The sequence below is a fragment of the Herbaspirillum sp. Sphag64 genome (assembly GCF_014192645.1).
Lineage (GTDB): Bacteria > Pseudomonadota > Gammaproteobacteria > Burkholderiales > Burkholderiaceae_D > Herbaspirillum.
In genome coordinates, this window is the sequence record NZ_JACHYE010000018.1 from 48619 (window position 1) to 54788 (window position 6170).

Consider the following 6170-nt stretch of genomic DNA (forward strand, 5'->3'; position numbering starts at 1 on the left):
GGTCCTATATAGTTCTCGCGCCGGAAACAATACGCGTGAATAGATTGAATTTTTCAGGCTGTGGCATGCTGCGTTCGACTACCAAGGCCCATTGTTCTGAAAGTTGCTGACAGGTTGCGCGTAAAACTGGTGCCAGGTTCGGCAAATCTGCCAGTGCTTTCAGATGTCGCTCGATGACTGATGCCAATTTGACGCAGCTTCTGGATTCCTTGTCATTATTTGCCGTGTAATGAGACATCAGATGCAATACCGCAGATACCAGCAACTCCGGCTGCGCCGGGGCGGTGTTCGGTTCTACAAAGGCGGAATCGATCTTGTCGTTAACCATCAAACTCTCCTTGGTCAGGAAGCTTGGCTGGCTTCGGTGAAGAATTCTTCACGGTCTGCTGGCTGGTATTGCTATCAATGAAATGACTCGGTTCGCGGCGCTTTTCGCCAGTTCACGCCGTCAAGATCAACTTGTTCAGTTGCGTCAGACGGAGTTTGTAAATACGTCCACCGTGATCAATTTCCAATTCGCGCATCTGACGAAACAAATCCTGGCTTTTAATGCGCGTGATGGGCGTACCGTTAGCGGCTGTAGCCTGGGTGTTTTGACGTTCGTTTCCGTGCTCAATCAGTTGGTTCATGATGACCTCCTATTAAATGCGAACAATTCTTATTTAGATTATTCTTCATTTGGTTTCAGATTGCAAGCTCTTTATGCAGAGGAGTAGGTGAGTTAGTGTTGGCAATTCTGAGAACAAGGCTAAAAATGGTCTGCACAATAAAAAACGCCCCGCTATTGCCATAGCGGGGCGTTTACATGGTGTTGTTTTTTGAGAAGTATCGAGTCTCAGATCGATTCGATAATCCCGCCACCGAGGCAGATATCGCCGTCATAAAGGACTGCTGACTGTCCGGGAGTGACTGCCCATTGTGGATCGCGGAAGTGCAGCGCAAAGCGATCCGCACCCGCATCGCTGATTGAGCAGGCCACATCTGCCTGTCGATAGCGTGTCTTGGCGCTGAGTGCCTCAACATCTGGCGCACTGCCTGAGATCCAGCTACTTTGGCTCGCAGCAAGCTGCGTCGACAGTAACCAGGGATGATCATGGCCTTGTACGATATACAGCGTATTGGTGCCGATATCCTTGCGTGCAACGTACCACGCATCGCTTTGGCCATCAGCATTCTGGTGTGCTTTGATGCCGCCCAGGCCGATTCCCTTGCGTTGCCCCAGAGTATAAAAGCTAAGCCCGACGTGCTCGCCAACGATATCGCCTTCAGCCGTCTTCATCGGGCCTGGCTTGTAAGACAGGTAGCGATTCAGGAATTCCCGGAACGGTCGTTCACCAATGAAGCAAATCCCGGTCGAGTCTTTTTTTGCTGCATTTGGCAATTTGAGCTGCTCGGCAATCCTGCGGACTTCGGTTTTATGGATTTCACCCAGCGGGAACAGGGTTTTTGAGAGCTGAGCCTGATTTAAACGGTGCAGGAAATAACTTTGATCCTTGCTCGCATCAATTGCCTTCAATAATTCGAACGTACCTGTCTTGTTTTCGCGCACACGTGCGTAGTGTCCTGTCGCGATCAGATCGGCGCCGAGGCGTATTGCATGATCTAGAAATGCCTTGAATTTGATCTCGGCATTGCATAACACGTCTGGATTCGGCGTGCGTCCAGCCTGATACTCGCGAAGGAATTCGGCAAAAACCCGTTCTTTGTATTCAGCTGCAAAATTGACTGCTTCGATGTCAACTCCCACTACATCGGCGACGCTTGCGGCATCAATCCAGTCTTCTCGGGTTGAACAGTATTCGGAATCATCGTCATCCTCCCAGTTCTTCATGAACAGGCCAATGACTTCGTAGCCTTGTTCTTTTAGCAACCAGGCCGATACGGAGGAGTCTACGCCACCGGACATGCCAATGACTACGCGCTTTTTAGCCATGGTTGTCCCCAATGCTGCTTTCAGCGCCGACACTGGCATCCGTGTAAAGCAGAGATAGCGGCGCGCGCTGGCCAGCAAGATAATCATCGACACAGCGTAATACCAAAGGACTACGATGTCTTTCGGGACAGGCAGCGAGCTCGTCGCGGGTCATCCAGAGTGTTCTGACGATGCCTGTATCCAGTGCTCGATCATACTGTGCGCCAAGTGTGCCCGCGAATGCAAAACGGAGGTAAGTAACGCCTGCATTGGAACGCTGTGAAGACACATTGCGTGACATATACATACCAACCAATGCGGTTGGTGTAAAACCGAATGCAGTTTCTTCGAGTGTCTCGCGCACGACCGCCTGGGTTAATGCTTCGCCTTCTTCCAGATGGCCGGCAGGTTGATTCAGGCGCAAGCCGTCGGCGGCTTGCTCTTCCACCAATAAAAAACGCCCATCGCGGTCAACGATCGCCGCGACGGTAACAGAGGGTTTCCAAACATCAAGCATGATTTTCCTTCAAGAGGCATTATTTTACCGTGGCTTGATAAAGCTTTCAGTTGCCGCAGGCATAACCGGCTTGGTGCAGGAGTATTTTCAGCATGAATTTGCATGATTGACAAAATTGATGAACGTTTAAATTTTCCGTGTAAGATTCAGGTAAGAATTCACTACAATCCACTACAACTTACTACATTTATTACTTTAGGAGCTTTGAATGAGGCTAGGCATCCCCGTCGAAAGTCGGGAAGGAGAGACGCGTGTCGCAGCAACGCCGGAGACAATCAAGAAACTAGTGGCCGCCAAGCATGAAGTGCTTGTGGAGTCTGGAGCAGGACTAAAATCCAGCATCACTGACGAGGCCTATGTGGCATCTGGCGCCAAGATCGCTTCAGCAGATGAAGTTTATGCTGCGGATGCTTTATTAAAGGTGCGGGCACCGAACGCGGAAGAACGTGCGCGTATCAAGGCTGGTAGCGTGGTCGTCGGGATGCTGAATCCCTTCGATGTCGACAATATTGCTGCCATGGCGCAGGCCGGACTGACTGCCTTTGCGCTGGAAGCTGCGCCGCGGACCACGCGTGCGCAATCAATGGATGTCTTGTCATCCCAGGCCAATATCGCAGGTTACAAGGCGGTGTTGCTTGCTGCTAATACCTATCAGCGATTCATGCCAATGCTGATGACGGCAGCTGGCACAGTAAAAGCGGCGCGTATTCTGATCATGGGTGCTGGCGTGGCTGGTTTGCAGGCGATTGCGACCGCTAAACGTCTCGGTGCCGTGATTGAAGCATCAGATGTGCGTCCGGCTGTTAAAGAGCAGATCGAGTCATTGGGCGCGAAATTCCTCGATGTGCCTTTCATCACGGAAGAAGAAAAGGAAATCGCACAAGGCGTAGGCGGCTATGCACGCCCCATGCCTGCGGACTGGATGCGACGCCAAGCTGAGCTGGTCCATGAACGGGCTAAGCAGGCCGATATCATTATTACGACCGCGCTGATTCCGGGACGAAAGGCTCCTGTACTTATCAGCGAAGAAACCGTCAAGGCCATGAAGCCCGGCTCCGTGATTCTCGATATGGCAGTAGATCAGGGTGGTAACTGCCCCTTATCGGAATCCGGAAAGACAGTGGTCAAGCATGGCGTGCATATCATTGGTGAAGGCAATCTGGCTGCACTGGTTGCTGCCGATGCGTCGGCGCTGTATTCCCGCAATGTGCTCGATTTCCTCAAGCTCATCGTGGATGCAGAGGGCAAGCTTCTCATCAATCGTGAAGATGACATCGTCGCTGCGACACTGTTGTGCCGTGATGGCGAAATTCTGCGCAAATAATTCATTCAATCCATTTTCAACACAATGACCTTCTCGCTGAAGGTCAGTAACGACGAGTAAAGTCTTATGCAACGAATCATGCTGCGCGCAAAAATACATCGCGCCTCTGTCACCCAATGTGATCTGAACTATGAAGGTTCCTGTGGTATTGACGAAGACTTGCTGGAAGCAGCAGATATCCGGGAATTCGAAAAAATCGAGCTCTATAACGTCAACAATGGAGAGCGTTTCTCAACCTATGCCATTCGTGGCAAGCGTGGTAGTGGCGAGATTTCTCTCAACGGTGCCGCAGCAAGACTCGCCCATCTCGGAGATTTGCTGATCATTTGCACTTATGCGCCGATGACTGAGGAGCAAGTTGCAGCCTATGTTCCCAAGATCGTGTTTGTCGATGACAAGAATCACATCACCAGCCTGAAGACCATCTAAAACTACCCAGGTGCATATTGGCGGGGAGATGCGTCAGCATGCACCATTGAAAGGAATAAGATCATGGAAGTCAGTCACACCATCATCAATCTGATTATTTTTGTACTAGCAATTTATGTCGGTTACCACGTCGTGTGGACCGTCACACCTGCGTTACACACACCGCTGATGGCGGTGACGAACGCTATTTCAGCAATCATTATCATTGGCGCCATGCTTGCAGCAGGCTTGACGGAAGGCCCAGTTGGCCGTATTGCCGGAACATTGGCCGTTGCGCTAGCTGCGGTGAATGTATTTGGTGGCTTCATGGTCACCCAGCGCATGCTCGAAATGTTCAAGAAAAAGGAACCTAAGGCCAAGAACAACAAGGAAAATTCGGGGGCATCAGCATGAGTATGAATCTGGTCACTTTGCTGTATCTGATTGCATCGGTTTGCTTCATTCAAGCCTTGAAGGGTTTGTCGCATCCGTCTACTGCACGCAGAGGTAATGCCTTTGGCATCATTGGCATGAGTGTCGCTGTTCTGACGACTATCGCATTGATTATTAAGTTGAAGGGCGATTTATCGGCCTCCGGGCTTGGTTTCTGGCTGGTTGCCGGCGGTGTTGTTGTCGGTGGCGGAGTTGGTGCCTTTTTGGCACGTAATGTCGAGATGACCAAAATGCCAGAGCTGGTCGCTGCGATGCACTCGCTCATTGGTTTGGCCGCTGTATGTATTGCCGTTGCTGCCGTTGCAGAGCCATGGGCCTTTAATATTGCGGCACACGGCGAGGCAATCCCTTTAGGTAACCGTGTCGAACTCTTCATTGGTACGTTTGTAGGAGCAATCACGTTCTCGGGCTCTGTCATTGCTTTTGGAAAACTTTCTGGTAAATACAAGTTCCGTTTGTTCCAAGGCGCGCCAGTCAGTTTTGCTGGTCAGCACTTGTTGAATCTGTTGCTGGCCGTGGCCATGATTGGGTTTGGCGTGATCTTTGTGCTGACACAAAGTTGGCTGCCTTTCATCATTATGGCTGCCATCGCCTTTATCTTGGGAGTGCTGATCATTATTCCCATCGGTGGTGCAGATATGCCGGTGGTGGTCTCCATGCTCAACAGCTATTCAGGCTGGGCCGCGGCTGGTATTGGCTTTTCGCTCAACAATTCGATGTTGATCATTGCTGGCTCCCTGGTGGGCTCGTCTGGTGCAATCCTTTCGTACATCATGTGCAAAGCGATGAACCGGTCGTTCTTCAACGTGATTCTTGGTGGTTTTGGCGGCGAAGCGACAGCAGCGGTTGGCGGCGCTCAGCAACAGCGTAACGTCAAGTCAGGATCTGCTGATGATGCTGCGTTCTTGATGGGAAATGCCGAAACCGTGATTATCGTTCCCGGTTATGGTCTGGCAGTTGCACGGGCGCAGCATGCACTCAAAGAGTTAACTGAGAAGCTTACCCATAATGGCGTGACGGTGAAATATGCAATTCATCCGGTTGCGGGACGGATGCCTGGGCATATGAATGTACTGCTTGCAGAAGCCGAAGTTCCATACGATCAGGTTTTCGAAATGGAAGATATCAACAGCGAATTTGGTCAGGCTGATGTGGTTCTTGTGCTTGGAGCCAATGACGTCGTGAACCCTGCTGCGAAGGATCCGAAGTCGCCGATCGCTGGCATGCCTATCCTTGAGGCTTACAAAGCGAAGACAGTCATCGTCAATAAGCGCTCAATGGCAGCTGGCTATGCCGGCCTTGATAATGAGCTTTTCTATATGGACAAGACCATGATGGTCTTCGGTGATGCCAAGAAGGTCATTGAAGATATGGTCAAGGCTGTCGAGTGATTGCATGACCCGTTGCTAGTAATTGAGTAGTTTTGTAAAACAATAAGGCCATCCCGCAGGGATGGCCTTGTTGTTTATGGTGTTGGTTTTTTTTGTTTGTTCGAAGAGAGTGAGTGTGGGCGTGGGTTTGCGAGGGGTTTGGTAAAAAGTTTAAATAATTGCTTA

At 50.7% G+C, this 6170-nt stretch carries 8 protein-coding genes; 4 read left to right on the forward strand and 4 right to left on the reverse strand.

Annotated features, from left to right (window positions below):
* Positions 1-4: 4 nt before the first annotated feature.
* The 4 genes from FHW66_RS19330 to FHW66_RS19345 form a co-directional block, all read right to left on the reverse strand.
* Complete coding sequence (locus FHW66_RS19330) at positions 5-328, reverse strand: hypothetical protein (protein WP_183381468.1); 324 nt, start codon at positions 326-328, stop codon at positions 5-7.
* A gap of 112 nt (positions 329-440) precedes the next feature.
* Positions 441-629, reverse strand: coding sequence for a hemin uptake protein HemP (hemP, locus tag FHW66_RS19335; RefSeq protein ID WP_183381469.1), 189 nt, complete (start codon positions 627-629; stop codon positions 441-443).
* 206 nt (positions 630-835) lie between these two features.
* On the reverse strand, positions 836-1933 hold the full coding sequence (gene mnmA, locus FHW66_RS19340; protein ID WP_255459075.1) for a tRNA 2-thiouridine(34) synthase MnmA: 1098 nt from the start codon (positions 1931-1933) through the stop codon (positions 836-838).
* Positions 1926-2429 carry an NUDIX hydrolase gene (locus FHW66_RS19345; RefSeq protein WP_183381470.1) on the reverse strand — a complete coding sequence of 168 codons (504 nt, stop codon included), beginning with the start codon at positions 2427-2429 and terminating at the stop codon, positions 1926-1928. Before FHW66_RS19345 ends, mnmA begins: the two co-directional genes overlap by 8 nt.
* 208 nt (positions 2430-2637) lie before the next feature.
* On the opposite strand from FHW66_RS19345, the gene FHW66_RS19350 reads away from it, so the two are divergent.
* The 4 genes from FHW66_RS19350 (at position 2638) to FHW66_RS19365 (ending at position 6005) form a co-directional block, all read left to right on the forward strand.
* Complete coding sequence (locus FHW66_RS19350) at positions 2638-3753, forward strand: Re/Si-specific NAD(P)(+) transhydrogenase subunit alpha (protein ID WP_183381471.1); 1116 nt, start codon at positions 2638-2640, stop codon at positions 3751-3753.
* 66 nt (positions 3754-3819) lie between these two features.
* Positions 3820-4182 (forward strand): aspartate 1-decarboxylase, encoded by a 363-nt coding sequence (gene panD / locus FHW66_RS19355; RefSeq protein ID WP_183381472.1) that lies wholly within the window; start codon positions 3820-3822, stop codon positions 4180-4182.
* 63 nt (positions 4183-4245) lie between these two features.
* Positions 4246-4575 carry an NAD(P) transhydrogenase subunit alpha gene (locus tag FHW66_RS19360; RefSeq protein ID WP_183381473.1) on the forward strand — a complete coding sequence of 110 codons (330 nt, stop codon included), beginning with the start codon at positions 4246-4248 and terminating at the stop codon, positions 4573-4575.
* The gene (locus tag FHW66_RS19365) at positions 4572-6005 is read left to right on the forward strand and encodes an NAD(P)(+) transhydrogenase (Re/Si-specific) subunit beta (RefSeq protein WP_183381474.1); all 1434 of its coding nucleotides are present in this window, start codon (positions 4572-4574) and stop codon (positions 6003-6005) included. The genes FHW66_RS19360 and FHW66_RS19365 overlap by 4 nt, the downstream gene beginning before the upstream one ends.
* The last annotated feature ends 165 nt before the right edge of the window (positions 6006-6170 follow it).

Excerpts from the sequence above, each read along its gene's own strand:
- panD (WP_183381472.1), top strand. The coding sequence starts at position 3,820 with ATGCAACGAATCATGCTGCGCGCAAAAATACATCGCGCCTCTGTCACC.
- FHW66_RS19360 (WP_183381473.1), top strand. The coding sequence starts at position 4,246 with ATGGAAGTCAGTCACACCATCATCAATCTGATTATTTTTGTACTAGCA.
- hemP (WP_183381469.1), bottom strand. The coding sequence starts at position 629 with ATGAACCAACTGATTGAGCACGGAAACGAACGTCAAAACACCCAGGCT.
- mnmA (WP_255459075.1), bottom strand. The coding sequence starts at position 1,933 with ATGGCTAAAAAGCGCGTAGTCATTGGCATGTCCGGTGGCGTAGACTCC.
- FHW66_RS19330 (WP_183381468.1), bottom strand. The coding sequence starts at position 328 with ATGGTTAACGACAAGATCGATTCCGCCTTTGTAGAACCGAACACCGCC.
- FHW66_RS19350 (WP_183381471.1), top strand. The coding sequence starts at position 2,638 with ATGAGGCTAGGCATCCCCGTCGAAAGTCGGGAAGGAGAGACGCGTGTC.
- FHW66_RS19365 (WP_183381474.1), top strand. The coding sequence starts at position 4,572 with ATGAGTATGAATCTGGTCACTTTGCTGTATCTGATTGCATCGGTTTGC.
- FHW66_RS19345 (WP_183381470.1), bottom strand. The coding sequence starts at position 2,429 with ATGCTTGATGTTTGGAAACCCTCTGTTACCGTCGCGGCGATCGTTGAC.